We start from the raw sequence: 24,019 nt of genomic DNA, 5'->3' as shown, positions 1-24,019 counted from the left end.
CGTCCTCGGGGCTGTCGGTATCGGACGCGCCGTCGGTGCCCTCAGGGTCGGCTTCCCCACTGGGGTCGTGGGCGTCGGGATCGCGGTCCGCGGATGTCACACCCGACCTACCGGACCGGTAGAGGATACCGCTTGCGTTGTCAGATCAGGGGGTCCTCTCCAGCAGTACCACGAGAGCGAACACCGCGAGACCGCCGAGGAAGAAGAGCAGGCCCGGTTCCGCGAGCAAGAGGACGCCGCGGACGAGCGGATGCTCGGGCACCGCCCCGACGCTGGCTGGCTCGAAGAGCGAGGCCGGGCCGGTCAGGAACCGTTCGGCGGCGATCTGGACCGCGAGACTGGTCAGCGCGAGCACCGAGACCCCGGTGGCCCAGTCTGCCAGCGACCGCCTGAGTGTCCCACGCTCGGCCGGCGAGGCATCACCGACCAGCACGATCGGATCCGCGGCCGGGCCGTAGACGGTCATCTCGTTGCCCTTCTCGGAGAGGCGGGTGCCGACGGACTCGACGATGCCAGCCGACTGGAGGTTCGAGAGGTGATAGTGGACGTTCTGGACGGACGTGTCGAGTTCGCGCGCGAGCTCGGAGGGCGGCGCGGGAGCCTCGTGCAGCGCGCTGAACAGCTCCCGGGCCGTCTCCGAACGCAGGGCGTCGACCAGTGCCCCCGCGTCCTCGTCGGCGACGTCGACGACGGCGGGCTCGGCGTCCGGCGCGCGGGTCCGATCGACCAGCCCGGCGATCGGCGATGACATAGTTCGCCGTACGGCTACGCGGGTCATCAATGTGGGCGTAGCTCAAACTGCTCTTTAAGCGGTCGGCGGGACGGTTCGATCGCCGTATTACCGCGCCCTGACGCGCTGGACGGCCGCGAGGGGGGCGAGCCGACCGTGCCCGGAGACGACGTCGGGGCCCGCGCGACCGACGTCCGCGGCCGACGCCCGGAGCGTCCGCGTGACGGCGGACGGTTCCAGTTCGGGGTCGGCGGCGCGGAGCAGCGCGGCGACGCCGGCAACGCGGGCTGCCGCCGCGGAGGTTCCGGGGCGCCCGTCGGCGATCCACGGCCGGGGCGGGGCGACGACGTCGACGCCGAGGTCGCCCCCGGCCACCGGACCGCGACCGCTGTAGGGAGCGACCGGCGCGGCCGCGCTGTCGGCCGATTCCGCTTCGGTCCGCGCGGCGTCCGTGACGCCGACGCCGACGACGCCCGGGACGCTCGCCGGGACGGCGACGCTCCCGAGCGGACGGGCCGAGGACAGCGCGTGCGTCGGCGTCGCGATCTCGATCCGACTGGCGTTCGCGTCCGGGCGGCGGTCCGCCTCCGCCCCGTCGGTGCGAACGACCAGCGCGTGCGTGCCGTCGTCGAGGTCGGCCGCGAGCCGCTGGCCCGCCCGCGAGTCGACGGCCCGCGAGACCGCGAGGAGGTTCCAGCGCCGGCCGCCGTCGACGGCCCGCAGCAGCGCGAGCGTGAGGTCGGACTCGACCGACGCGTCGGCGACGAGCCAGGCCCGGAAGCGTCCGCGGACCGAGTCGGCGCCTGGGAGCGGGCGGATCCGAAGTCGGCGCGGATCGGTCTCGCCGTCGCCCAGGAGCGCGGCGGCGGGCCCTTCCCAGTGCCCGAGCGCGGCGTTCCCCGTCGGGGCGACGAGGACGCAGCCGGCGTCGACCGCGCGCCCCGCCGCGCGGGCAACGTCGGACCGACCGGTCGCGACCGAGCCGTGGGCCGCGACGGGCGCGAGCAGCACGTCGGTCTCCCGCTCGCGGCACCACTCGACGGCCGCGACGAACTCCGCGGGCGTGTCGAACGACGCGAGCGAGAGCCGCGCGTCCGGCGCCAGTTCGGCCACCGCGGCGGCGGCCCCGGTCCCGTGGGTGGTCCGCTCGGCGACGGCCGATCGGGAGCCGAACTGGCGGATCTCTCGGATCCCGCCGGCGACCGCGTCGTGGGTCGGATCGAATCCCGTGGGATCAAGCACCGCCACGTCGACGCCCTCCCCCGTGATGCCCGCGCGGTGGATTCGGCCGAGGGCGTCGGCGTCACCCTCGCGGCCCCCGTTCTCGGAGGCGTTCGCCTCGTCGGGGTCGCTCCCGGTAGAGGCGCTCGGGAGCCTGCTCGTGCTCGCGAGGCTGAGCGCCGCCGCGCCGCCGATCGCGAGCGCGCGCCGCCGGCTGATGTGTCGCCCGCGCGAGCCGCCGTCGTCCGCTGTCACGTCGCCGAGGGTTCGCCGCCGCGACGCTTGAATCCCTCGGACGCCGAGGTAGCGTAAACGGCTCTCGAAGCAATCGGGCCTTCTTAGCCCCTCCCCGCACTGCAGTCACGTATGCCCTCCACAGCCGAACTCGACGACGGCGACGAGCCAGCGACCGCCCGCAGCCTCCGGGGGGTGGACGATGCGTAGCCGACTCGCGCGGCCGGTGCTCGCGCTCGTCCTCGTGACGAGCGTGCTCGCGCCGGTCGCGATCGCCGGCCCGGCAGCGGCCGCGGAGGACCTCACCGTCTCCCACGAGGGCGACCGCGTGACGGTCGCGAGCGGGCCGTCGCAGGCCGTTCGGGGCACCGCCGCTGCGCCCGTCGGGACCGAGGTCCTGGTCCGCGTGCGCTCGACGGGGAACACCTCGCCGGCGTTCCTCAAGACGCGGACGGGCGTCGTCCGCGACGACGGGTCCTGGGCCGTCGCGTTCAACTTCTCGGACATCGACCCCGGCGGAACGTTCGAGCTGACCGCGCGCTTCGAGAACGGGTCCGCCGAGGCGACCGTCGACGGCGAGATCGTCGCCTGCGAGGGCGACTGCGCGGACTCGCTTCCGGCGGACACGCCGACCCCGATCCCCGAGCAGACGCCGACGCCGACCGCGACTGCCGATGAGGAAGCGCCGGTCGCGTTCGGCGAGAACATCTTTGTCGTGAACGCCGGGAGCGTCGCGGCGCTGCCGATCGAGTTCAGCGGCGACGCCGACGCGGCGGTCGTGGTCGTGGGCAACGAGACCGACGCGAACTACGAACTCGAGACCGTCGTGCGCGACGAGGACGGCGACGGCCAGGCGGTGCTTTACGTCGACACCGCCCTGGCGGGCCGCGGCGGCGAGACGGTCAGCGTCTCCGGCGGCGACACGGTCTCGGTCCGCTCGGAGACCTCGCTGAGCGCGATGCTCGATCCGGCGGCCTACGACGTGACGCTGTACGCCGGCTCCGAGGGGTCGGGCGCCGCGGAGGACGTGGGGACGCTCGTCGTGCAGGCGCAGTCCTCGGAGACGCCGGCCGACGCGGACGGTGACGCGGCGACGACCGCGACCGACCGCCCCGATTCCGACGGGACCGGACTGGGCTCGCTCCCGACGGGCGTCCTCGTCAGCGGCGCGTTCGTGGTCGGCGGCGCGGCGCTGGCGGCGGTCCTGCTCCGCGGGTGAGCGCGGGGACGCCGCCCCGCTACGTCGACCGCCCGGCGGCGATCCGGAGCGAGTACGCGATGCAGGCGAGCCCGCCGAGTTGGATCAGCCGCACCAGGAGCCGGACCGAGGTCTGAAACCGGATCGGCAGGACCCGGAAGGCGATCAGCCCCTGGCCGGCGACCGCGAGCGTGTAGGTCACGCCGAAGAGGAGGATCATCCCGACCGAGAGCCACCGCATCGAGCGCTCCTCATTGCGGCGGAGCCCGCGGTACGCCTGATAGCCGATGTAGAGCCCGATCAGCGCCGAGAGCGTCGCCGCCGCGCCCGCGAGCAGCGCGATCGGGGACCCGACGCCGACGGCGGGGCCGAGCGTCGACATCAGAACTTCCCCCACAGGCGCGTCAGTTCGTCCGCGACGTCGGTACTTCGGCGTTCGACCGTCCAGGACAGTTCTCCGTCACGGATCGTGACCTCGAATCGGTCGAGCCGTGACACGTACACCGTCTCGTGGTGACCGTCCGGTCGCGGGCGCGTCCGCTCTTCGAGGAGATCCGCGTCCGTCAGGCGGTTCAGCCGCCGGTAGATCGACGAGGTCGAGAGGCCGCAGCGCTCGCCGAGTTCGGCGGCCGAGTAGGGACCGTCGCTCGTGGCGGTCAGAATCGACCGCACGTGTTCGTCGTCGAGCAGCGCGACGACGGTGTCGAGGTCCGGATCGGCCATCTCGCTATCATCGGTCATTGGAGCGAAGTATAGGTGTTGGGTCCGAGACGAGACCGAACCCCGGAGAGGGCGGAGAAAGCACCGGCAGGCCGCGACATCACCCATCTCGATCACCCCACAGCTCGACTCCAAAGAGGACGTGGAAGGCGACGTCGCTCGTGGCGTACACGAGACTCACGTCTGTCGGGTCTTCGAGGTCGCTCAGGTCGACCGTCGCAGTCGATCCGGTGTCGACGGTCTCGACGCCCTGCCAGATCGGTCGCTTGTCGATCCGGCCGGGGGCCGCCGGGCGACCGACGTCGAAAAAGAGGCGGTGGGCCGGGACGGCGTCGCCGCCCTCGTGGCGGAAGGTGACCGTGTCCGCGTCGGCGTCGACGTCGACGCCCCAGGTGACTTGCGGGTAGTCGACTGGCTCCGCCCCGTCGTCGCGGTAGGGAACGCGCGCTTCGACCGTGGCGAGACGGCCGTCGACGGCGACGTCGAACGCCCTCGCCGGGTCGGCGAATCGGAAGTCGTCCGTACGGAGTGCGTCTTCGAGTTGCTGCGCGGTCGGCGGGTCGTCCCTGTAGCGGTACTGGACGAGTTGATACGCGGCGTCCTCGCCGAACCGGAAAGAATCCGCCAGGAGCGCGGCCCGTCCCGTGGGATCCTGGAGTTGGGCGTTGACGCCCAGGTACGGGGGGCCGCCGGCGGCCGTCGTCAGTCGATCGAATGGCCGGCTGGCCTCGTGGAACCGTGGACGCTCGCCGGCCCCGGCGTCGACGAGCGCTTCGAGAGCGGGGGCGTCGTGATGATACGCACTCGTCCAGACCAGTGTGCCGTCGCCGACGGCGACCCGTCGCGGCACGTCCTCGCGAGCGAACACGTCGTAATCGCGGTAGGTCCCGTCGTGGGCGTACCGTGTCTGTGGGAGCGTCTCGGTGACTGTCTGGGGGTCGAAGTCGGCCTCGAGCACGGTCCCGAACATCGTCGTGATGATCCGATCGTAGGCCGCGAAGCCGACCCCGAAGTAGTCGGTAGCGGCTTTGACGTGGGCCCGTCGGAGGGCGATCAGTTCTGGCGCATCAGACCGCCCGGCGGCGTCCGTGAGAACCGTGAAGTGATAGCCGCCGGGGACCTGCGGGACCTGCGCGACGCTCGATAGAGCCGGAAGCCACCGGCGATACGACGGTGGCTCCACCGCTGGCGCACGGAGCCGACCGTATCGTTGGTCGGATCCGAGCGGCGGGAGCCCCGAGAGACACCCGGCGGTCAGCGCCGAGAGCGACGTCGCGAGGGCCGCAGACGTTCGGCTGAGAACCGCTCTGCGCGTGTAATCGGTGGAGGGCCGATCTGCGTCGGGGGACATACGGCATTTCTCTCTGGAGGCGGCTCCCACCTATAAACCGGGTCCGAGCCACGGGCCGCCGCGGCTCGTCGGTAGTTATTTATGTCAGGTTCGAGCGGTGCAAACTCCCGGTCGTTTTTACCAGATGGTAAGATACTTTCAGCCGGGGGCGTGAAAGAGCGGTATGGTGAACTGCCTCGGGGTCAAGCCCCGAGGCTTCCCGTGGATTAGTCGGACACGCCTAGGATACCATTGGGATGATGCCCTCTCACGGTATCCGAGGTCACGGTCGGGGCGTCCACGACCCCCGATGCCTGCCGTCGCACCTTCCGCACTTGGGGAAGACTGTTGAGAGCAGGCACATTCCAGTCTTGATACTTATTGATACCTTTGACGGCGATGTTGATGCTCGCACCTCGGTCGGCGTGGTCTTGGTGCCCACAGTCTCGGCACTTGAACCGCTTTTTGTTGCGGTTCGCCCGTTCCGTATGTCCACACATCGGACACTGCTGACTCGTGTATTCAGGGTCAATCCACGCCGTTGGCAGGCCTTCGAAGGCGGCCTTGTACGACGTGTAGTATTGGAGCGCGCGGAACGGCAGGTGGTGCAAGCGTCGATTCATCCGCGTGCCGTAGTCGATACTGTCGCGCATCTCTTTGAGGTCTTCAAAGACGATGCACGGTGTCTCGAACTGTTGGCTCCATCCCACGATGTGACGACTTACCTTGTGGAGTCGGTCACGGACGAACCGTTCTTCTCGTCCTTCGAGCGTATCGTGCATACTCGGTTTCTCGGCGTTCTGCACCCGCTTTCGCATCGTGAAGTAGCGGTGACGCTCGAACTTGATTTCGGGGAAGTCGATGACCAGCGTATCCTCAACGCCTTCTGCTGACAGTGCCGACAGTGCTACATTGTCTTCGTTCACGTCCACGCCGATGACCGTCCGAGAGTCCTGTTTCTCTCGGACAGTACGCTCGGTGTTGTTGACGTTGACGTGCAACTCGGGTGTTCCATTGTGGAACAGTGCTTCTGCTGTTCCGATGGTCCACTCGTCACCAGCGAGTGCCGCCCGCAGAATGTCGAGATGGGTGTCGTCGCCTTCCAGCACACCTTTGACGTGCTTGTACGGCTTGGCACTGATACGGAACTCGATAGTACCGTCGTCTCGAAGCGTGAGGTTGTAGCCTTCTTCGTAGTTGGCTCGAAGCGGGTACGCGCCGTCTTTGGTGTGGCTCGGCAGGCCGAAGTCGTCGTACTCGTGGTAGTTTTCCATCGCACCCAGTGCTTTCGCAACGACACGCTGTGTGGTGTTTTTCACGAGGTCGGCGTCGTCGGCCACGCGGTCGGGGATTTCATCCCAGTCAACTCCCTGCTTGGCGAGACGGATGGTTTCGTTGTAGGCCCACCGTGATTCGAGCGTGGCGTCTTCCAGCAGACTCTCGTTGTCACTCTGGATGTTCAGTTGGAAATCCAGCGTCTTCACGAGAGTCTGTACGTCGGTCATTCTTCGGTTGGTTTGACGTGACGGTAGTGGAGAATGAGTGTTCGCAGTACGCTGTCGAAGCTCGTGTGGTCTTCTTCCTCCTTGAGTTCGTCAAGGTCGTCGTACACAGTGTCGGATACCTTGAGTTGTTTCGTCACATCCACTGTTTGCGGCCCCACGGTCAAAAGTATACTGGTAGAAGGCTATGAGTCATCCCACAGAATACTTTTGATTGGTGTGCGTGTTGACAGTATGGGTGAGAAACGGTCAAACCACACGGTATACAACGTTAACTACCACTTCGTGTGGTGTCCGAAGTATCGACACCCGATACTGGGTGTGATAGAAGACTCACTGGAATCGAGTTTTCGAGAGGTGTGCGACGACTACAACTACGAGATACTGTCGTTGCACATCTCACCCGACCACGTACATCTGTTTCTGTCGGCACATCCCAAATACGCCCCGAGCGAGATTGTACGGACAGTCAAGAGCATTACAGCACGAGAGATGTGGCAACAGCACGAACCTCTGTTACAGGAATACCTGTGGGGCGGTGGGTTCTGGGAGGAATCGTACTATGTCGGGACGGCTGGTGACGTTTCGACCGATACGATTGAACAGTACATCGAGCGAACGGAACACGTTTAGCCGAGCTCACGGCCTTCACCCTCGGGGTCAAGCCCCGAGGCACTTGGCCTGTTCCGCCTGTCGAAGTGGTAGTGAATCACCTGGCGTGAGAGCTCCATCTCGGCCCCGATGTCGCGGACCCGGAGGTCCGTGTACCCGTGTTTGCTCACGGCGCGGAAGGTCGCCTCCATAATCTGCTCGTGGGTGTCACCGCTGTGGGCGGCCGCCTCCGGTTCGCTCATAGGCGCCTCTTTGCGCAGGGCGTACAAATCCGTTTCTCACCGGTGTGACGACTCGTCGGGGATCACTCCGCGAAGTCGACGTCAGTGAACTCGAATCGCGCGCCACCACGCTCGCTCGTCGTCACGTCGACGTCCCAGTCGTGTGATTCCGCGACCTGTGCGACGATGCTCAGACCGAATCCGATCCCTTCTGCGGACGACGAGTATCCGGTTTCGAACACGCGATCGCGCTCATCGGCGGAGATCCCGGGACCGTCGTCCGCGACGTAAAAGCCATCCTCGAAGTCACCGACGGTGACCGTGACGCTCGACTCGTCGCGTTCGTTAGTGTCCGCAGAGCGGCCGGTACCGGAGCCGCCCCGCACGAGATCGGTGGGCTCTCGATCGTCGGTCGCACTGTCTATCTCGACTCGGTCTTGGCCCGCTGAAAGAGCGTCGGTCGACCCGTGTTCGAGAGCGTTTCGGAACAGGTTCTCGAACAACTGTTTCGCTCGCGATGGATCCACCCAGACCGAGCGGTCAGTCTCCGTCTCCAGCGTCGCGTCCGCCGTCTCCACGAGTTGCCAACTCCGGTCGGCGAGGTCCGGTAACGAAACCGGCGAGCAGTCCGGGTTTGCATCGCTGCTCCGCGCCAGCGCGAGGAGGTTCTCGATCAGCGTCGTCATCCGATCGTGGGCGTCCGCGACGCGGTCGAGATGGTCGCTGTCGCACTGGGCTCTGGCCAGTTCGAGCCGTCCCTCGGCGACGTTGAGGGGGTTTCTGAGATCGTGGCTGACGACACTCGCGAACTCTTCGAGTTGTTGCTCCCGGCGTTTTCGGTTGGTGATGTCCCGTCCGATGCTCAGGATAGCCGTCTGGCCGCGGTAGGTGATCAGACTCGACCCGATCTCGACGGGGATGTGCTCGCCGTCTTTGGTCTCTCTGACCGTTTCGATGATCTGGATGCCGTCTTCGGGCATCGTCTCGATCAGCCGGGTGATCTCCTCGTTCTCCGTCCCCGCGTCGATGTCGTGCGGGCGCATCGAGAGCAGTTCCTCGCGGGAGTAGCCGGTCCGCTCGACGGCGGCGTCGTTGACCGCGACGATCGACCCATCCGGATCGATCACCCACGCGGCGTCGTTCATCCCGTTGAACAGTTCCTCGTACTCCGCGCGAGCCTGATCGAGTTCGCGCTCACGCTGCCGGTGCTCTGTGACGTCGCGCACCGCGCCGCGGACTGCCTCGACGGCCCCTTCAGACAGCCTGGGCACGCCGTGAATCTGTACGCACCGGAGCGTATCGCCGTCGTGGACGCGCCCTTCGATCTCGAACTCTTCGCCGTGGTCGAGTGCACGGCAGATGGCATCGGAGACTCGGTCGCGATCGTCCTCGTGGATCGTCTCGATGACCTGTGAGAGCGAGGGGTCGGTCTCCGGATCCAGGCCGAGCAGCGAAGAGAGGTGCTCTGTCCAGACGAGTTCCATCGTCTCGGCGTCGATCTCCCATCCACCGACGTGGGCGAGGCGCTCGGTTTCGTCGAGGAGGTCCTGGAGGCGGACGAGTTCCGCCTCGCGCTGACGGCGCTCGGTGATGTCGCGGGCCACGCCGACCGCCCCCTCGATCTCGCCGTCGATCACGAGCGGCGTGATTCGGTACTCGATGACCCCATAACCGTGTCTCGGGAACTCGCCTTTCATCTCGCCACGGAGTTCCGCACGCTCACCGTCCAGCAGTTCCTGGTACGGGTCGTTCTCGTGCTCCGCCCTGAGACGCGGAATCAGATCGCTGATCTCCCCTTCGAGTTCAGACGGCGTCGTCCCGTGGCCCTCGGCCAGGTACTGATTGACCATCCGAAAGCGCCCCGCCTCGTCGTAGACGCACGCCGACTCCTGCATCGAGTTGACCATCCGCTCGTAGACGCGGAGTTCCTGGTTCCGGTTCGCCAGTTCCTCCCACGAGCGGCGGTGTTGAACGGCGTTCGCGATTCGGTTGGCGAGGACCTCGTACTGTTCGGTGCCGGTCTCTTTCTGGAGGTAGTCGGTCACGCCTTCGGAGATCGCTCGGCTCGCGACCGCCTCGGAGCCTTTTCCGGTGAAGAGGATGAACGGGAGGTCCGAGAACTGGTCGCGGACAGTCCGGAGGAGTTCGATCCCGTCGCGACCGGGCATATCGTGATCTGAGAGGATGCAGTCGACGGCGTCCGGATCGGCTTCGAGACGGTCGAGTGCGTCCGCAGCGCCGGTGGCCGTCTGGACGCGGATACGGTCGTCCGCCCGCTGTAGAAAAGTGGCCGTCAGATCTGCGAACTCCGCGTCGTCGTCGACGTGGAGGACACGAATCTCGTCGCTCCGGACGGTCATTGGTGTATCTGATACTTGCTCTCAGATGGTATAAATCACGTGGCAAAGTGGGTTAACCCCCGTTATTCGTAGCGCAGGGCATCGATCGGATCGACCCGCGCCGCGCGCCACGCCGGATACAGTCCGGCGACGACGCCGATGACCAGTCCGATCCCCACAGCGATACCGATCCACCCGACCGCGATGGTGAATCCCACCTCGGCGTATCGCGTCGCGGCGTATCCGACGCCGAGACCGACGGGAATGCCGGCGAGCGCGCCCGCGCCGCTCAGTGTGACCGACTCCGCGAGAAAGAGCGCCATCACCTCGCGGTTGGTCGCGCCGACGGCCTTCATCACGCCGATCTCGCGGGTGCGCTGCGTGACGCTCACGAGCATAATATTCGCGATGCCGAACGCGCCGACAATGAGCGACAGCACCGCGACGCCGGTCACGAAGCGCGTGATTCGATCGATGACCGACTGCACGCCTTCGACGATGTCAGATCGCGATCGGACGCCGATCTCGGTGTCCGGCGGGAGGAGTTGAGCGGCGTCCGAGTCGGCCTGGAGCGACGCTTCCACGGCTCGCTTCACCGACTCGGTCTCACCCGCAGTGGCGACCACCGTCACCTGGGGATACGCCCGCTGGTCGACGCCGAGCGTCGGCGACTCGACGACCGTCCGGTAGAAGGGATCTGCCGGGAGGTAGAACCGCGGCGTGCCGCCGGCGAAGGTGGGCGTGACGCTGCCGCGGGTGCCCGAGACGATGCCCACCACGGTCACGTTCTGGGTCCGGTCCCCGAAGGCGACTGTCACCGTCGACCCGACCGTGAGGTTCCGCTCGAAGAGCGTCGCAGCCGCCTCGTTGACGACGATCTCGTCTGCCCCCGCGCGAAACGCTCGGCCGCTGACCAGCACGGTCTCCGAGAACGCCGCCTCGGTCGTCGCGGTCATCCGACTCCTCGCGAGCGTTTGCCCCCCGAAGGCGACCGAGGAAGTCGGGACGATCCCGCGTGGGACGACCGCTTGCACCCCTTCGATGTCCCGCAGTTCGCCGACGTCGTGGGTCGTGAACGCCGGTCGGGTGAAGTCCTCACCGGGCGGGCCGCCGTCCTCACCACCGGGCGTGACGTAAATCTCGCTCGCGCCCGTCCCCTGGAACTGCGAAACCACCTCCGCCTGGACGCTCGCGCCGAACGTCGCGAAGGCGATCACCGATCCGATTCCGACGACGACACCCAGGACTGTCAGCACCGAGCGGAGTCGGTGCGCGGTGATAGCACGCCAGGCGAGCCGCCGGACCTCGCGGAGGGGCATCGATCCGTCCGCCATCTCAGGGTTCCTCGATTCGCTCGATCTGGCCGTCGCGCAGATGCACGATCCGGTCGGCGTGCGTGGCGATTCGCCGTTCGTGGGTGACAAGCAGGACAGTGTTACCGTCGGCCTGGAGGTCGTCGAGGAGGCGCATAATGTCGGCTCCTGTGTCGGTGTCGACGTTTCCGGTCGGTTCGTCCGCCAGGACGAGCGAGGGATCGGCCGCGAGCGCTCGCGCGATGGCGACGCGCTGGCGCTGCCCGCCGCTGAGCTGGTTCGGCTGGTGATCCAGTCGGTCGCCGAGGCCGACCCGCGAGAGGAGGTCCGCAGCCCGGTCTCGTCGCCGGTCCGGTGACCACCCGGCGAACACCAGCGGAAGGGCGGTGTTCTCGACGGCGGTGAGCCGCGGCATCAGGTTGAACGTCTGAAAGATGAATCCCACTTCGGTACCGCGGAGCCGGGCACGGTCGCGCTCGGAGAGCGCGGACACCTCCTCACCGGCGACGAACACGCCGCCGGAGGTGGGCGTATCGAGCGCCCCGACGAGATTCAACAGAGTGCTCTTTCCGGACCCGCTCGGGCCCATCACGGCCGTGTACGAGTCCGGTTCCAGGGTGAGATCCACCCCGTCGAGAGCTCTGACTGTCCCGCCGAGGTCGTACTCCTTCGTCACGTCGTCCAGCGCAACCTGCGCCGTCTGCGGGGGGACCGTCTCCATCTATTCCGATGAAGGGGTGCGACGACCCTGAATGTTACTGCCACCGGCGGCCGTGTGGCGACTGATCCGGCCCCACGTCGGCCGTCATAGACGACGGCAACGCTGTTCGATACCCGAACCCCTCTGACACTTCAGGCCGTATCTCGGGTGATGTCACACTCCCACGAGGATCATCACGAACACGTCGACGAGTCGGTGGCCGACCGGTCGGACTGGGCCCGTCGTCGCCGCAAAGACATTCCGACGGACAAGAACCTCCTCGTCATCGCCTGTATGGACGAGCGAATCCCCGTCGAGGACGTACTCGGACTGGAACTGGGCGACGCACAGATCTACCGGAACGCCGGTGGAAAAGTCACAGACGACGTCATCCGATCGGCGGCCCTGACGACGAACTTCTTCGACACCGACGAGATCATCGTCATCAACCACACGGACTGTGGGATGATGAGTGCGCCCGACGACGCGGTCCGGGAGGGGCTTGAGGCGCAGGCGGGCGATTTAGAGAGCGCAGACCTCGACCCGTCGCTCCCCGAACTCACCATCGGCGACGCCGACCTCATCGACTGGGTGAAGATGACCGACGACATCGACGCCGCGTGCAGCGCACAGGTGGAGTACCTCCGTCAGTCGTCGTTCATTCCGGACGACGTCACCGTCTCGGGCTACGTCTACGAGGTCGAATCCGGCGAACTCCGCGAACCCGGCGACCGCATCGCCGCGGAGATCAGCGAACGCCAGGTGTAGGCTCGGGCCGAAGACCACATGGGTGGGGTCATGAGGCGTATCGGTCAGGTAAAATCTGCAAAAACGGCGACCGCCTTGCGCACTACCGCGTCGTGGGGATCGGTTTCCGGCCGCCGGTGCTGGACCTTGCGGAAGGACTCCGCTAATTCGGTTTCTTCGTAGATCGCGGCCGCGGTAGCCGCGACAGACGGACTCCGCGAACTCCCGCGCGAACAGTGTACGAGAACGCACTCACTGACTTCGAGCGCCGTCAGCACGTCTTCGACGGCCGACGCGAAGATCGCCTCGTCGTTCCTCGGACCGTCCATCATCGGGGATTTTTCCACGGGAAGCCACGGTGGGAAGCCACCCTCGGGATCACTGAACGTAAGCGATACGATCCTGTCGATTTCGTGAGTCCGACACAATGACTGGTCTCCCGCGTCCTCCATACTCCCGACGTACAGGTCGGGGAATACTTCGTCCATAGCAGACCTGCTTCGACTGACTACTCATAAAGGTAATCTGCGCAGTGGCACGGTATCTACTTAGTAATGCGGGTCATATCCGTACAGTATATGGTTGCCGTCGAGGAACCGATTCAAGTTCTCCACGTCGACGATGCCCCGGATTTCAATGAGCTAATTCGGAACATACTCCAAAACGAGAAGGAGCAACTCGCTATCGAAACGGCGACCACCGTCGAGGAAGGGCTGGCTATACTGGCGGACCGGCCCCCAGACTGTATCATCTCCGATTACGATCTGCCCGGTCGCGGTGGGATCGAGTTTCTCGAAGCCGTCCGAGAGCAGTATCCTGATCTGCCGTTCATCTTGTACACGGGCAGAGGGAGCGAGAAAGTCGCCAGTGAGGCAATCTCCGCGGGGGTGACTGGTTACCTTCGTAAGGAGACTGGAACAGAGCAGTTTCACCTCCTCGCTACCCGGATCGAGAATCTCGTTGCGAAGTACCGATTGGAGCGAACCGCCGAGCGACGAGAAGAACGCCTCAAACTGTTCTTCGATGAATCTCCACTCGGGGCGATCCAGTGGGACGAGGAGTTCAAATTCAAGCGGCTGAACGAGCGGGCCGAGGAAATTCTCGGATACGAGGAGGCCGAAATTCGGGGTGAACCGTGGGAGGTGATCGTCGACGACGACGATCACAGTCGGGTTGAGGACGCCGTCAGCGACCTGTTAGAAGCAGACGGCGGAAGACACGTCATCAACAGAAACGTCAGAAAGGACGGGGAGGTACGGACCGTCGAATGGCACAACCGTGCTGTGACCAACGAGGATGGGGAGGTGCGATCGATCTTCTCGAAGTTCCAAGACATCACGGACCGCGAGAACCGCAAGCGGGAGTTAGAGGAGCACGAAACAATCATCGATGCGCTCACCGATGCAGTCTACGTAATCGACGAAAACGGGCGTTTCACCTACGTCAACGATGAGTTTGTCGAGTTGACTGGATACGACCGGGAGACGATTGTCGGGAACACGCCGTCGTTGATCAAAACCGACGACGCGGTCGAACGAGCGGAGCGGGCGTTAGGACGGTTGCTATCGAGTGGGGGACCAGAGACGATCACGTTCGAGGTGACACTGCAGCCTCGTGACGGGGAGCCGATTATCTGTGAGGACCATATGGGCGTTCTGCCGTACGATGGAGACAACTTCGAGGGGTCCGTCGGGACGTTGCGAGATATTACCGAGGAGAAAGAGCGCAAACGACAACTGCAGGAAGAGCGGGATCGATTCCGGTCGGTCTTCAACGACGCCTTCGATGCGATGGTGATAATCGATGACGATAGGCGGTACATCGACGTTAACGAACAAGCGACCGAGTTGTTCGGCCTCACAAGGGAGGAACTCATCGGGAAGTCGATCGACACCTCCGCGCCGGGATCGTCCAAGTTCAAGGAGGCGTGGCAGGAGATTCAAACGTCGAAACGGGACCGTGGTACTGCTCGGATATCCCGGCCTGATGGAACGGAACGCCTCGTCGAATACGCTGCCTCGGCCGACATTGTCCCCGGCCAGCACTTAGTGATCCTCCGAGACGTCACGGATCACCGGCGGCGCGAACGCCGGTTTCAGGCGCTCGTCGAGGAGTCAAGTGACGTCATTTCGGTTGTCGATGACAGTGGTCGGTTCCAGTATCAGAGTCCGTCGCTGGAGCGGATTTTAGGCTACGACCCCGACGAGGTAATCGGCGACACTGTATGGGAGTACATCCATCCCGCGGATCGGGACGCTGTCCGCGAAGCGTTCGAAGCCTGGGTAGAAGACTCCGAACAAGTCCCAAAAGGAATTGAATACCGGGCGCAGCACGCAGACGGATACTGGCGCTGGATGGAGGCCTATGGAAGCCGACAGATCGAGACACCGACTGTGGGAGGCTACGTGATTAATAGTCGTGACGTCACCGAACGAAAGGAGCGCCAACAGCAGTTGAAAATCCTCGACCGCGTCCTGCGACACAACTTACGCAACGATATGAACGTGATTCGAGGGGCGGCCGAAACAATTCGCAGTGATGCCGATTCGAAGATTGCACGCTCTGCTCAACAGATCATTGAAATCAGCGACCGGTTGATCAAGGCGGCTGAAAAGGAACGACGGATTGCGGGTCTGTTGGAGGAATCTCCGGATCCCGAGGAGATTTCTCTGAAACCAATTCTCCAGAGCGTGGTTACGAACGTCAGAGCGGAGCACCCGAGGGCGACGCTCTCTGTCCAATGTCCCGAAGGCGTATCGGTGCAGGCCACGAGACGACTGCAACGGGCGATCAAGGAACTCGTGACGAACGCGATTGTCCACGACAAATCCGAATCCCCGGAAGCCGCCGTCTCTGTCGTCCAGCGTGGAGAGTCCATCCGGGTCGAGATAGCGGATCACGGACCGGCCATCCCGGAGATGGAACGGGACATTCTGCTGGGGAACGAAGAGCGGACGCCGTTGTACCACGGAAGTGGATTCGGACTGTGGCTCGTACAGGTAGTCGTCTCTCGCTCGGGTGGGTCTATCTCCTTCGAACAAAACGAACCGACCGGCAACGTCGTCGCGCTCGAACTGCCATCGTGAGACGATTGACCTCACGACCTGGTGCTGAATACGGTGTTCATCGATGTTGTAACGGTTCGTTCACCATCCCAGAAATAATGAAAATGTTAGTTGTATTAATGTGTGTATTCATCGAGTTGTTAGATCAATGTGATAAAATATAACCGCATTTTTTACATTGTATAGAGAGGGGCAAATAACAGCTCTGTCGTGTCGGTGAGCGGCCGGGTCGCCTCCACCCCCGGCGCAGAGGACGTGCTGGAGATCGCCGCGGAGTCAGATGTACCGAATAACTTCCTTGACCGCGCTGAGTTAGTCACCACGCTGGACGAGTCAGTTGACACGATCGGAGAGCCAGTAGCGGAACACGACGAATCCGGCGGCGTACTCCTCTGGGAAGCCCCGTACTGACTGCCCAAAGTCGAGAGCGGGCCGCAACCGTGCTGTCTCGCTCTTCCAGGTGGGAGACAGCGGCGAAGTTGCGGATTTGTCGATTCGTCCTTTAGTAGTGGGATCTTCGGTGGGGGGTTCAATCGAAGTTCGCCATCGACGCTGGAACCGGGACCGGCCCAATCAACCCACGATTCCGGCAGCCGACCCGTGGATACATTAGCGTTCGGCCGCTAGCGCGTATAAGATGAATATTGACGACCGAGCGACGACCCGCACCGCCGTCGCGGTCGCCCTCCTACTGACAGTCGCCGGGCTTGGTGCAGCCGGCTTCACGCTGGCCGCCCCGGACGGGCCGACCGGCGAGACGGTCCTCAACCAGACCGAACAGCGATACGCCGAGGCCGAGACGCTGACCGTCGAAGCGACGGTGACGGTGTCGAACGAGTCGGCGACGAAGACGGCGTCTGTCTCAGCCGTCGCGACGGACGAGAACCGATCGCGGGTGATCGTCGAGTCCGACAACCGGTCGCTGATCACCGGCACGAACGGGACCGCCGCCTGGACGTTCGTGCCGACGACCGGGACCGTGACCGTCTATCAGAACGACACGGCCACGACGATCGGTCCGCTCGGGAACACGACGACCCGGGAACTCGACGGCGAGAAGCCCGCCGGGGAGTACAACTACAGCGAGCCCACCGAGCCCGTCGGGATGGACTGGAACGAGTCCGACCGCTCGGTCGAGCTGGTCGAGACGACGTCCTACGAGGACACCGAGGTGCACGTCGTCTCGATCACCCACGCGAACGAGTCTGTCGACGGGGAGGCCCGACTCTGGATCCGGACCGCCGACTCGGTCGTCGTCAAACAGCGCGTGACGACGCCGAACGCGACCGTCGTCGTCGACGTCGCGGAGACGCGGTTCAACGTCAGTGTGGCCGACAGCACGTTCCAGCCGCCGACCGCTGACGACGGCGCGGCCGGTCTCGCCCCCGTCGACTCGACCGACGCGCTCGACGCGGCGGTTTCCTTCGACGCAGTGGCGCTCGCGGACGGCGCGTTCACCTTCGAACGCGGCGTGGTCTCGCGGTTCGGTGGGACCGACGGGGCGACGGCTGTCAGCCGATATACGAACGGATCGGCGACAGTGACGCTGGTGCAGACCGACGCGTCGTCGCTGCCTGCTGGGACCGCAAACGCCCCGGACGAGGACCTCGCGAGCGACACCGTCTCGACGGAGAACGTGACCGTCGACGGGCGGACGGTGACCGTCGCCACGCGTGAGGACCGCGTCGTCGCCTGGTGGGAGTCCGAGGACACGACCATCGCGGTCACGGGTGAAATTCCGCGGAACCGCCTCATAGAACTCGTCGAGGCCACGGCCCCGGTCGCAGAATAGCCGACCACCATCGCCTGAATCGGTCCGTCGACGGCCGTTCTCGCCACCGAATTTCCGTCAGTAGTCGCCGAGGACACCCAGTCGCCGCGCTCGTCGGGTAGCCGCCCGGAAAACGACGTAGCCGAGTCCGAGGTAGCCGACCGCGACGCCGACGAGGAGCGCCAGCGCCCGAACATCGAACTCCCAGAGCCGGACGCCGTCGACCATCGCCTGCTGGAGGAGCGCACTCCCGTGCGCCAGCGGCAGCAGTTTCGCCCACCCGAGGTCGAACGCCGGCGCGGAGATCAATCCGACGAAGCCGAACTGCAGGAGATTCAGCCAGTTGCCGATCCGCTTGTACAGGACGGCGATCCCGCCCGCTGCAAAGCCGAGTCCCAGCACCGAGACGATGCTGAGTCCGGCGATCACGACGACCGTGAACAGGTGCAACTGGAGCGTCGAGCCGGTGACGAGCAGCATCACGGCCAGGAGAACCCCCGAGGTGAGAAAGGTCCGGACGACCTTCGCGACGCCCTTCAGCAGCGCGACGGGAGCGAACCCGAACGGCGTCATCACGTGCCGCTCGAGCGTTCCCCACTGGACCTCGCTGCCGATGTCGTTCGAGATCGAGGAGTACGCGCCCACCGAGAGCGACCAGAGGAAGTAGCCGACGACGAGGCCTTCGATGGAGTCCGTGAACGCCTGTCCCGCGAGCAGTCGCCCGCCGTAGAAGAGAAAGCCGAAGAAGATGAGTCCGATGACGATGCCCCCGATGGCGTTGGCCGGGTAGCGGACGAAGATGAGGTACTCGCGGTAGAGCACGGCCCGCGCGAGGTGGTAGTACGTGGCCGGACGGGATGCGTCCGACGCCGGTGGATTGCTCACCGCTCGGACTCCTGTCGGCCGGTCAGGTCGACGAAGACGTCTTCGAGGTCGGGTTCGACCGTCGAGAGCCGGTCGATCCGGACGTCCCGATCGCGGAGGAGCGCCATCGCGTCGTAGAGCTCCGCACCGTCGACCTCGATCTCGATGCTCGTCGACTCGCCGCTGTGGCTGACTGTGGTGACGGCAAAGCGATCTTCCAGGTCGGCACGGACGTCGGCTGTGAGGTCACGGCTCGTGACCGCCAGTGACTGTGCGCCCCGCTGTCGGCGGAGCGCGTCGACGGTGTCGTCGGCGACGAGCCTGCCGTCTGAGAGGATGAGTACCCGATCACAGACGGCTTCGATCACGTCCATATTATGACTGCTGAGGACGACCGTCAGTCCTCGTTCCTCTGCCAGCCGCCGGATCTCCCGCTCGAGCGTGCGCGTGCTCTCCACGTCGAGGCCAAGCGTCGGTTCGTCGAGGAAGACGACCGACGCGTCGCCAGCGAGGACGCTCGCGAGTGAGACCTTCTGTTTCATCCCCCGTGAGAGGTCCCGTACCGCCGTGTCGGCGTACTCGGCCAACTCCAGTTGTTCGAGAAGTCGCTCGTGCCGCTCTGCGACCGAATCGGGGTCGATACCCCCGATGGTGGCGAAGTACCGGAGGTTCTCGCGGACGGTGAGCCGCCAGTAGTCGTTGCGAGCGCCTTCCAGCATCGCGTCGACGCGTGAGTAGGCGGCCCGCGGTCGCTTCCGGACGTCGATGCCGTCGATTTCGACGGTCCCAGCGTCCGGGAGGATCATTCCAAGGATTGACTTGACAAGCGTCGTCTTGCCGGCCCCGTTCGGGCCCAGCAGACCGACGATCGATCCCGACCGAATCTCGAAGCTGACGTCGTCGACGGCGGTGACCGCGTCCGGACCGTCCCCGAACCGCTTGGAGAGCCCGTCGACGGCGATTGCGACCCCGGAGCGCGCCGTGGCCGTCCGCCCCTCGACGGCGTCTCGCTCACCGGCATCGTCGGTCGGGTCCACTGAGGGGTCGTCGACTCCAGCGGCCGACGACTGGACCGACCCGTCGCCCGCGTCACCGTCGCCGGTAGCGGTCAATCCGCGGTTTCGGCCTGTCATCGATTCCGTTACGGCGGCCAGCGGCAAAAGCCCGTCCCGGGGCGGGCGACCTCACTCGTGGCCGTGGTCGTGAACGTCGACTGGGAAGTCGCGTTCGCCGGCCTCGATCGGGACCTCGAGCCAGTTCGAGGCCGGGACCAGCGGGCACTCGTACGCCGGGTTGTACGCGCATGTTGGGTTGTACGCCATATTCAAATCGAGGATCCAAGTCCCGTCCTCGCGCTGATCCTCGGCGGGATCTAAGTCGACGTACCGACCCGCGCCGTAGGTCTCTTCGCCGCTGGTCGCGTCTCGGAACGGAACCCAGAGTCGGTCGCTTCCGTCAGTCGGCTCGAAGGCGTCGAGCGAGACGGTTGTCCCCTGGACCTCGAACTCGAATCGTCCCACCCGGCGGTAGGTCTGTTCGCCGTCGGCAGTCGTCTCCACGGTGACCGTTTCGGGCTCGTCGTAGCGATCGAGTTCGAGCTCGAATCGGTACGCAGGATCCACGTCGTAGTGGTCCAGGCCCGGGAAGGCCTCGCCACGGAGAGCCGACGGAATCGGTGATCGCTGGTTCTCTCGGAAGTACCGTTCCTTCCGTTCTCTGTTCTGTTCGACCGCCGCTGCCCACGCTTCGTCACTGGGTGTACTCATTGGTGAATGCTGCCGCTGACGCCACGGTTGCGGCACTCAATATTGTACGTGTTGGACAAAAACGCTTTCGCGTATCCCGTTTGGGAACGCACAGACGCATATAAGAGAAAAATAATATATATTTGAATGATGGTTTCTGTGAGAAGTAAATAAAATTGGGTTTCAAGATCTATCTGGTGTTTTTACACATAATGGGTTACAGATACTAACGCAACAGATACGCACTCATATACTTAGCTCTGGGTCCACTGCCCACCTGCGGGAGATCCGGAGAGCGGCGTCGATCACTCGCCGACGGTGTCGCGAGCGAACCCGGAACCGCTCCGGAGGGCCCCTCCGCAACTGCGATAGAGTCAGTCTGGGGGTGCCGAAGTGGCTGCCGTCCGGCGATACACGCCCAGTGTAGTTCTTTCTCAAATTATAAGACACCTCAACACGAGTTTTTCGGATATGCACCACAGTTCGACCGTCGAGGTGCCGGCGGTGAAGGATCTCTCCCGGATCGCGGCGGAGAACAACCCGGACAAGACGGCGTTCGGTGACGGGGTTGACGGCGAGACGGTGACGTGGCGCGAGTTCGACGACCGGAGCAATCGGGCCGCAAACGCGTTTCGCCAGTACGTCGGACAGGGAGACCGGATCGCGTATCTCTGTGAGAACTCCCTCGAACATACCATCCTCTGGAACGGCGGACTGAAGGCCGGCTGTACCGTCTCGAATCTCCACATCCGTGCCTCGCCGAACACACTGCAACACTGTATTGACTCGCTCCGTCCGAAAGTCCTCGTCGTCGACGAGTCGACCTCGGAGATCTTCGACGAGCGACTCCAGGACAAGATCACGACCGACCTCGACGCCGTCGTCAACGTCGGTGAGCCCCAGACGGCGTACGAGGAGGGAATGGAGTCGTTCTTAGAGGGCCGTTCGGAGACGGAACCGGACGTCCGTGTGCTCGAAGACGACACGGCGGTCGTGATGTGGACGTCGGGGACGACGGGCGAACCGAAGGGCTGGTGTCACACGAACCGCGGGCTGTACTTCCGCGCGAACGCGCTGGTCAGCGTCTACGATCTCCACCGAACGGCCAGACAGCCGCACGTGTTCACGCCCTCGTTCGCCGCGTGGTACTCGGTCACGTTGCCGGCGCTCGTCTCGGGGGCGACGACCTACTTCCTCAGTTCGTGGGACCCCGAGGCGTACCTCCGGATGATCGACGAACACGACCTCACGTCGGCGCTGCTCGTCCCGACGATGTGGCGGGAGGTACTCAACCTCGATTCGTTCGACGAGTACGATCTGAGTTCGCTCGACGGGGTGATGTCCGCCGGCGAGGTCCTCGATGCCACGACGCTCAACCGGCTCCGGGAGAACGTCTGCGACGTCGTCAAGAACTCTTACGCGGCGACCGAGGCGTACGCGACGGTGATGGAGAACGCCGAACTGACCGAAGAGCGCGTCGAGAGCGTGGGCAAGCCGGTCCCCGGCGTCCAGGTCCGGATCATCGAGGAGAACGGGACGTACAAAGATCCCAAGCCGCCGGGCGAGGTCGGCGAGATCGCGGTCCGTGCCCCCGACTGTCCGGTCTGGGCCTGGGAGCGTACCGAGAAGACCGAGGACGTGTTCGAGGACGGCTGGTGGTACTCAGGCGACCTCGGCTACAAAGACGAGAAGGGATTCATCTACCTCGAGGGACGAACGGACCTGATGATCATGTCGAAAGGGATCAAGGTGTACCCCTCGCCCATCGAGGAGCGACTCAACGCACACCCCGACGTCAACGAGTCGGCCGTCGTCGGTGTCGAGGACGAAGAGTACGGTGAGAAGGTGACCGCGTACGTGTACGCGGACGACCCCGATCTGACCGCCGAGGAACTGGACGAGTGGTGTCTCGAAAGCGACGAGATCGCCCGGATGGAGCGTCCGCGCGAGTATCACTTCGTCGATCGATCGCTGCCGCGGACCTCGACCGGGAAGCTCGATCGGCTGAGCGCCCGGGATCAGGACCTCGAATAGACCCCGTCGCTCTGGCGACGGCCGAGCGCGCGTCGAATCCGTTTCATCGCTGTTCTCCGTGAAAGAATCTCGTGCGTGCTGAAACGAGTCCGAAATCGACGGGATTCGTGATACCAAATTCCACGGTATCTTTATATAGAAAGAGGAAATTTCCGATTCGCTCGGACCGTCTACCGAAACCTTAAGTATAATACGCGGCTCCACTTAGCTGGACTCCCACAATGAGTGACAGAGCGTGGTCTTTCAGCGATAGTATGGCAGAGGCTGTCGAGAAGGCAGGCAGCCCGGTCGAATTGACGCGAGACCTCGGTGTCGGCGAATTCACCAAGGTCCCGGACGAAATTACGAACTGGATCGAAGAGCAGCGCTCCTGGCGGGAGAGCGTCGCCTTCGCCGACCAGTCGTATCACATGACCGATCACTACGTCGAGGGCCCCGACGCGCTCGACCTCTACAAGGACTTCGCGGTCAACAGCTTCGAGAACACCGAGCCCGGCAAGGCGAAACAGCTCGTCGTCGCCAACCCCAACGGGAACTACATCGGCGATGCGATCTGGTTCCACCTCGACGACGAGAAGTTCCTGAGCGTCGGCAGTCGGCCGGCCCACAACTGGCTCCAGTACCAGATCGAGACCGGCGACTACGACGTCGACGGACACATCCAGGGACGGCCGGTCCAGACCGGAGACGACCCGAACAACTTCCGCTTCCAGGTACAGGGCCCGGAAGCGATCAAGGTGATGGAGGAAGCCGTCGACGGCGACATTCCCGACCTCGGCTTCTTCAACTTCGGCGACATCTCGATCGACGGTGTCGACGCGAAGCTCCTGCGGCACGGTATGGCCGGCGAACCCGGCTTCGAGTTCTGGGGCGATTACGAGGACGGCGAGGCGGTCAAACAGGCCGTGATGGACGCCGGCGAGGAGTACGACATCAAGGCCCTCGGTGCGGAGTCCTACCAGACGCCGAACGCGATCCTCGGCTGGATCCCGCTCGTCGTCCCCGCCATCTTCGACGAGGGGATGGAGGACTACCTCGAGTGGCTCAGCGTCGGCGACGGACTCCTGTCGATCGGCGGGAGCTTCGACTCTGACGACATCACGGACTACTTCTTCACGCCGGTCGAACTCGGGTACGGACACATCGTCAACTTCGACCACGACTTCGTCGGTGCCGAGGCACTGAAAGACGAGGTCGAGGACCCCGACCGCAAGAAGGTCACCCTGGTCTGGGACGACGAGGATGTGGTCGACATCTTCGCGTCGCTCTTCAGCGAAGGCGAGACCTACCAGTTCATGGACTTCCCGCACCCGCGGTCGGCCGCCTGTCCGTACGACGAGGTCCTCGTGGACGGCGAACACGTCGGCGTCTCGACGGACAAGTCCTACATCTACAACGAGCGCGAGTTCCTCTCGCTGGCGGTCATCGACACCGAGTACGCCGAGCCCGGGACCGAAGTCACGCTGGTCTGGGGCGAGCCCGAAGACAACGACAACAAGCGCGTCGAGCGCCACGCACAGAAGGAAGTCACGGCGACGGTCGCGAACGCGCCGTACAGCGAAGACAAGCGGTAATCCGCGCCACCGACTGACCATCCGAATCCGAACCTGACGTCTGTCCCACCCGGTTCGGCCCCTGACAGTTCTTTTGCGCCGGCACGCTGGAGGGACGCA

The 24,019-nt window shown here is 64.5% G+C and carries 22 protein-coding genes and 1 pseudogene; 8 read left to right on the top strand and 15 right to left on the bottom strand.

Going from position 1 to position 24,019, the window contains the following annotated elements; genetic code table 11:
* Positions 1 to 145: 145 nt before the first annotated feature.
* Entirely contained in the window at positions 146 to 751 is a 606-nt protein-coding gene (locus BLU74_RS08255; protein WP_089766791.1) for an ArsR/SmtB family transcription factor, read from the bottom strand.
* 87 nt (positions 752 to 838) lie between these two features.
* Positions 839 to 2,206 carry a S8 family serine peptidase gene (locus BLU74_RS08250; protein WP_139175686.1) on the bottom strand — a complete coding sequence of 456 codons (1,368 nt, stop codon included), beginning with the start codon at positions 2,204 to 2,206 and terminating at the stop codon, positions 839 to 841.
* A gap of 181 nt (positions 2,207 to 2,387) precedes the next feature.
* On the opposite strand from BLU74_RS08250, the gene BLU74_RS08245 reads away from it, so the two are divergent.
* Positions 2,388 to 3,404, top strand: coding sequence for a BGTF surface domain-containing protein (locus tag BLU74_RS08245; RefSeq protein WP_089766789.1), 1,017 nt, complete (start codon positions 2,388 to 2,390; stop codon positions 3,402 to 3,404).
* Between the two features lie 19 nt (positions 3,405 to 3,423).
* Here BLU74_RS08245 and BLU74_RS08240 read toward each other — a convergent pair whose 3' ends face one another.
* From BLU74_RS08240 to BLU74_RS18910, 5 genes are all read right to left on the bottom strand, one after another.
* Positions 3,424 to 3,765, bottom strand: a complete 342-nt coding sequence (locus tag BLU74_RS08240) for a DUF7521 family protein (RefSeq protein WP_089766788.1) — start codon at positions 3,763 to 3,765, stop codon at positions 3,424 to 3,426.
* Positions 3,765 to 4,124: a winged helix-turn-helix domain-containing protein gene (locus BLU74_RS08235; RefSeq protein ID WP_089766787.1), complete on the bottom strand. Its 360-nt coding sequence runs from the start codon at positions 4,122 to 4,124 to the stop codon at positions 3,765 to 3,767. Before BLU74_RS08235 ends, BLU74_RS08240 begins: the two co-directional genes overlap by 1 nt.
* 79 nt (positions 4,125 to 4,203) lie before the next feature.
* Positions 4,204 to 5,454: a hypothetical protein gene (locus BLU74_RS08230; protein ID WP_089766786.1), complete on the bottom strand. Its 1,251-nt coding sequence runs from the start codon at positions 5,452 to 5,454 to the stop codon at positions 4,204 to 4,206.
* Positions 5,455 to 5,660: 206 nt separating this feature from the next.
* On the bottom strand, positions 5,661 to 6,938 hold the full coding sequence (locus BLU74_RS08225) for an RNA-guided endonuclease InsQ/TnpB family protein (protein WP_089766785.1): 1,278 nt from the start codon (positions 6,936 to 6,938) through the stop codon (positions 5,661 to 5,663).
* The gene (locus BLU74_RS18910) at positions 6,935 to 7,075 is read right to left on the bottom strand and encodes a hypothetical protein (protein WP_175454602.1); all 141 of its coding nucleotides are present in this window, start codon (positions 7,073 to 7,075) and stop codon (positions 6,935 to 6,937) included. Before BLU74_RS18910 ends, BLU74_RS08225 begins: the two co-directional genes overlap by 4 nt.
* A 94-nt stretch (positions 7,076 to 7,169) precedes the next feature.
* Between BLU74_RS18910 and tnpA the strand changes: the two genes are divergently transcribed.
* Positions 7,170 to 7,568, top strand: a complete 399-nt coding sequence (tnpA, locus tag BLU74_RS08220; protein WP_008525921.1) for an IS200/IS605-like element ISHti1 family transposase — start codon at positions 7,170 to 7,172, stop codon at positions 7,566 to 7,568.
* A 59-nt stretch (positions 7,569 to 7,627) separates the two neighbouring features.
* Here tnpA and BLU74_RS08215 read toward each other — a convergent pair.
* The 4 genes and pseudogenes from BLU74_RS08215 to BLU74_RS08200 all read right to left on the bottom strand — a co-directional run.
* Positions 7,628 to 7,789, bottom strand: a pseudogene (locus BLU74_RS08215) (TetR/AcrR family transcriptional regulator); the annotation flags it as partial.
* 62 nt (positions 7,790 to 7,851) lie between these two features.
* Complete coding sequence (locus BLU74_RS08210) at positions 7,852 to 10,128, bottom strand: PAS domain S-box protein (protein ID WP_089766784.1); 2,277 nt, start codon at positions 10,126 to 10,128, stop codon at positions 7,852 to 7,854.
* A 62-nt stretch (positions 10,129 to 10,190) separates the two neighbouring features.
* On the bottom strand, positions 10,191 to 11,426 hold the full coding sequence (locus BLU74_RS08205; RefSeq protein ID WP_089766843.1) for an ABC transporter permease: 1,236 nt from the start codon (positions 11,424 to 11,426) through the stop codon (positions 10,191 to 10,193).
* A 16-nt stretch (positions 11,427 to 11,442) separates the two neighbouring features.
* Positions 11,443 to 12,141: an ABC transporter ATP-binding protein gene (locus tag BLU74_RS08200; protein WP_089766783.1), complete on the bottom strand. Its 699-nt coding sequence runs from the start codon at positions 12,139 to 12,141 to the stop codon at positions 11,443 to 11,445.
* A gap of 150 nt (positions 12,142 to 12,291) precedes the next feature.
* Here BLU74_RS08200 and BLU74_RS08195 point away from each other — a divergent pair, with 150 nt between their 5' ends.
* On the top strand, positions 12,292 to 12,888 hold the full coding sequence (locus BLU74_RS08195) for a beta-class carbonic anhydrase (protein ID WP_089766782.1): 597 nt from the start codon (positions 12,292 to 12,294) through the stop codon (positions 12,886 to 12,888).
* 44 nt (positions 12,889 to 12,932) lie between these two features.
* Here BLU74_RS08195 and BLU74_RS08190 read toward each other — a convergent pair whose 3' ends face one another.
* On the bottom strand, positions 12,933 to 13,355 hold the full coding sequence (locus BLU74_RS08190) for a dual specificity protein phosphatase family protein (RefSeq protein WP_089766781.1): 423 nt from the start codon (positions 13,353 to 13,355) through the stop codon (positions 12,933 to 12,935).
* Positions 13,356 to 13,445: 90 nt separating this feature from the next.
* On the opposite strand from BLU74_RS08190, the gene BLU74_RS08185 reads away from it, so the two are divergent.
* From BLU74_RS08185 to BLU74_RS08175, 3 genes are all read left to right on the top strand, one after another.
* Positions 13,446 to 15,953 (top strand): PAS domain S-box protein, encoded by a 2,508-nt coding sequence (locus BLU74_RS08185; protein WP_175454601.1) that lies wholly within the window; start codon positions 13,446 to 13,448, stop codon positions 15,951 to 15,953.
* A 195-nt stretch (positions 15,954 to 16,148) separates the two neighbouring features.
* Positions 16,149 to 16,343 (top strand): hypothetical protein, encoded by a 195-nt coding sequence (locus tag BLU74_RS08180; RefSeq protein ID WP_089766779.1) that lies wholly within the window; start codon positions 16,149 to 16,151, stop codon positions 16,341 to 16,343.
* Between the two features lie 226 nt (positions 16,344 to 16,569).
* Positions 16,570 to 17,724, top strand: coding sequence for a LolA family protein (locus tag BLU74_RS08175; protein ID WP_089766778.1), 1,155 nt, complete (start codon positions 16,570 to 16,572; stop codon positions 17,722 to 17,724).
* 57 nt (positions 17,725 to 17,781) lie between these two features.
* Here BLU74_RS08175 and BLU74_RS08170 read toward each other — a convergent pair whose 3' ends face one another.
* From BLU74_RS08170 to BLU74_RS08160, 3 genes are read right to left on the bottom strand one after another with little or no spacing between them, the layout of a single operon-like run.
* Entirely contained in the window at positions 17,782 to 18,588 is an 807-nt protein-coding gene (locus BLU74_RS08170; RefSeq protein WP_089766777.1) for an ABC transporter permease, read from the bottom strand.
* Positions 18,585 to 19,700, bottom strand: a complete 1,116-nt coding sequence (locus BLU74_RS08165; RefSeq protein ID WP_089766776.1) for an ABC transporter ATP-binding protein — start codon at positions 19,698 to 19,700, stop codon at positions 18,585 to 18,587. The genes BLU74_RS08170 and BLU74_RS08165 overlap by 4 nt, the downstream gene beginning before the upstream one ends.
* A 51-nt stretch (positions 19,701 to 19,751) precedes the next feature.
* Positions 19,752 to 20,333: a DUF1684 domain-containing protein gene (locus BLU74_RS08160; RefSeq protein ID WP_089766775.1), complete on the bottom strand. Its 582-nt coding sequence runs from the start codon at positions 20,331 to 20,333 to the stop codon at positions 19,752 to 19,754.
* A gap of 450 nt (positions 20,334 to 20,783) precedes the next feature.
* Between BLU74_RS08160 and BLU74_RS08155 the strand changes: the two genes are divergently transcribed.
* Positions 20,784 to 22,346, top strand: a complete 1,563-nt coding sequence (locus BLU74_RS08155; RefSeq protein ID WP_089766774.1) for a class I adenylate-forming enzyme family protein — start codon at positions 20,784 to 20,786, stop codon at positions 22,344 to 22,346.
* Between the two features lie 254 nt (positions 22,347 to 22,600).
* On the top strand, positions 22,601 to 23,920 hold the full coding sequence (locus BLU74_RS08150; RefSeq protein ID WP_089766773.1) for an aminomethyltransferase family protein: 1,320 nt from the start codon (positions 22,601 to 22,603) through the stop codon (positions 23,918 to 23,920).
* Positions 23,921 to 24,019: the final 99 nt, after the last annotated feature.

The organism is Halobellus clavatus, from assembly GCF_900107195.1.
Classification (GTDB): Archaea; Halobacteriota; Halobacteria; order Halobacteriales; family Haloferacaceae; genus Haloquadratum; species Haloquadratum clavatum.
Note: the sequence above shows the minus strand (reverse complement) of the source record. Positions and strands in the feature narration are given on the sequence as shown.

Coding starts and splice junctions, on each gene's coding strand:
- BLU74_RS08255 (WP_089766791.1), bottom strand. CDS start 751: ATGTCATCGCCGATCGCCGGGCTGGTCGATCGGACCCGCGCGCCGGAC.
- BLU74_RS08185 (WP_175454601.1), top strand. CDS start 13,446: ATGGTTGCCGTCGAGGAACCGATTCAAGTTCTCCACGTCGACGATGCC.
- BLU74_RS08150 (WP_089766773.1), top strand. CDS start 22,601: ATGGCAGAGGCTGTCGAGAAGGCAGGCAGCCCGGTCGAATTGACGCGA.
- BLU74_RS08155 (WP_089766774.1), top strand. CDS start 20,784: ATGCACCACAGTTCGACCGTCGAGGTGCCGGCGGTGAAGGATCTCTCC.
- BLU74_RS08190 (WP_089766781.1), bottom strand. CDS start 13,355: ATGGACGAAGTATTCCCCGACCTGTACGTCGGGAGTATGGAGGACGCG.
- BLU74_RS08245 (WP_089766789.1), top strand. CDS start 2,388: ATGCGTAGCCGACTCGCGCGGCCGGTGCTCGCGCTCGTCCTCGTGACG.
- tnpA (WP_008525921.1), top strand. CDS start 7,170: ATGGGTGAGAAACGGTCAAACCACACGGTATACAACGTTAACTACCAC.
- BLU74_RS08200 (WP_089766783.1), bottom strand. CDS start 12,141: ATGGAGACGGTCCCCCCGCAGACGGCGCAGGTTGCGCTGGACGACGTG.
- BLU74_RS08225 (WP_089766785.1), bottom strand. CDS start 6,938: ATGACCGACGTACAGACTCTCGTGAAGACGCTGGATTTCCAACTGAAC.
- BLU74_RS08240 (WP_089766788.1), bottom strand. CDS start 3,765: ATGTCGACGCTCGGCCCCGCCGTCGGCGTCGGGTCCCCGATCGCGCTG.
- BLU74_RS08165 (WP_089766776.1), bottom strand. CDS start 19,700: ATGACAGGCCGAAACCGCGGATTGACCGCTACCGGCGACGGTGACGCG.
- BLU74_RS08160 (WP_089766775.1), bottom strand. CDS start 20,333: ATGAGTACACCCAGTGACGAAGCGTGGGCAGCGGCGGTCGAACAGAAC.
- BLU74_RS08235 (WP_089766787.1), bottom strand. CDS start 4,124: ATGACCGATGATAGCGAGATGGCCGATCCGGACCTCGACACCGTCGTC.
- BLU74_RS08230 (WP_089766786.1), bottom strand. CDS start 5,454: ATGTCCCCCGACGCAGATCGGCCCTCCACCGATTACACGCGCAGAGCG.
- BLU74_RS08175 (WP_089766778.1), top strand. CDS start 16,570: ATGAATATTGACGACCGAGCGACGACCCGCACCGCCGTCGCGGTCGCC.
- BLU74_RS08210 (WP_089766784.1), bottom strand. CDS start 10,128: ATGACCGTCCGGAGCGACGAGATTCGTGTCCTCCACGTCGACGACGAC.
- BLU74_RS08205 (WP_089766843.1), bottom strand. CDS start 11,426: ATGCCCCTCCGCGAGGTCCGGCGGCTCGCCTGGCGTGCTATCACCGCG.
- BLU74_RS08195 (WP_089766782.1), top strand. CDS start 12,292: ATGTCACACTCCCACGAGGATCATCACGAACACGTCGACGAGTCGGTG.